A 1,310-nucleotide genomic window follows, 5' to 3' on the forward strand; every position below is an offset into this window, starting at 1 on the left:
TGAAGTTCCCCCCTGATCTTGGACAGCGTGTTTCTACGCTGCGGGGGTGAAGTCGTGTTGCAGCCTAGCTCGGGTTTCGAGCGGGGTGAGGTACCCGAACTCGGGGTGTTTGCGGAGCCTGGTGCGGTTGTACTCGACCTCGATGAAGCGGAAGACGTCGGCGCGGGCCGCTGCGCGGCTTTCCCAGACGGTGGTGCCGATCTCCGCCTTCAGCAGACCGAAGAAGCTCTCCGCTGCCGCGTTATCATAACATATGCCAGTTCGCCCCATGCTCTGCCTCAGGCTCAACTCCTTTACCAGAGTACGGAATTCGCTGCTGGTGTACTCGCTGCCGCGGTCGGTGTGCATGATGCAGCCCGGCTGGAGGCCGCCCCGGGCGGCGGCCATGCGCAGAGCGTCGGTGACCAGCTCGGCGCGGTGGTGGTCGGCCATCGCGTACCCGATCACCTCGCGAGTGGCCAAGTCGATCACGGTCGCCAAATACCACCACCCCTCGATCGTGGGCAGGTAAGTGATGTCCCCGACCAGCTTCGTGGCGGGCTGCTCCGCGGTGAAGTCGCGCCCGACCAGGTCCGGGGCCGGCGCGGCCTTGGCGTCCTGCTTCGTCAGGTGGCGGCGCTTGCGACGGGTGATGCCCCGGATATCCCGCTCGCGCATGAGCCGCTCGACCTTCCTCCGGCTGATCCGGTGTCCCTTGCGCCGCAGCGCGGCGTGCACACGCGGGGCACCGTAGGCGCCCCGCGACTTCCCATGGATCTGCCGTATCTCCTCGGCGAGTTCATCCTCGGCACGCTGCCGCTCGGCGGCGGCCGGCCGGGACGCCAGCCAGGCATAGTACGTGGCCCGCGGGAGCCTCAGCACCCGGCACAGCAGCGCGACGCTGTAACCACCGGGGTTGTCCTCGCCGGCCTTCTCCGCATCGATGAAGAGGCACAGCGCGCCTACTTCACGATCTCCTTCGCGAAGAAGGCCGCGGCTTTTACCAAGATCTCATTCGCCTTGCGCACCTCGGCCAGCTCACGGCGGACCCGCCGCAGTTCTTCACGCTCATCGCTGGTCAGCGCACCGGCCGGCCCCTGGCCGCGGTCGATCCTGGCCTGCTTCACCCAGCTGCGCAGCCCCTCGGCGCTGACCCCGAGCTCCCGGGCCACCTCTGTGGGGGTCCGTCCGGTGGAGAGCACGAGCTCCACCGCGTCCCGCTTGAACTCGGCCGTGTACCGCTTACCACTGTTGCCGCTCACGATCTGGACTACTTCCTCCGGGACCAACCGTCCCAGTATCGAGCTGTCCAAGATCAGGGGGGAACATCA

2 protein-coding genes are annotated in these 1,310 nt (G+C 67.2%); both read right to left on the reverse strand.

What is annotated here, in order from left to right; translation table 11 throughout:
* Positions 1–33: 33 nt before the first annotated feature.
* Entirely contained in the window at positions 34–936 is a 903-nt protein-coding gene (locus tag AB0958_RS45155; protein WP_366896298.1) for an IS3 family transposase, read from the reverse strand.
* Between the two features lie 5 nt (positions 937–941).
* Positions 942–1,241, reverse strand: coding sequence for a transposase (locus AB0958_RS45160; protein WP_366896297.1), 300 nt, complete (start codon positions 1,239–1,241; stop codon positions 942–944).
* Positions 1,242–1,310 lie beyond the last annotated feature (69 nt).

The organism is Streptomyces sp. NPDC006655 (assembly GCF_040703965.1).
Lineage (GTDB): Bacteria > Actinomycetota > Actinomycetes > Streptomycetales > Streptomycetaceae > Streptomyces.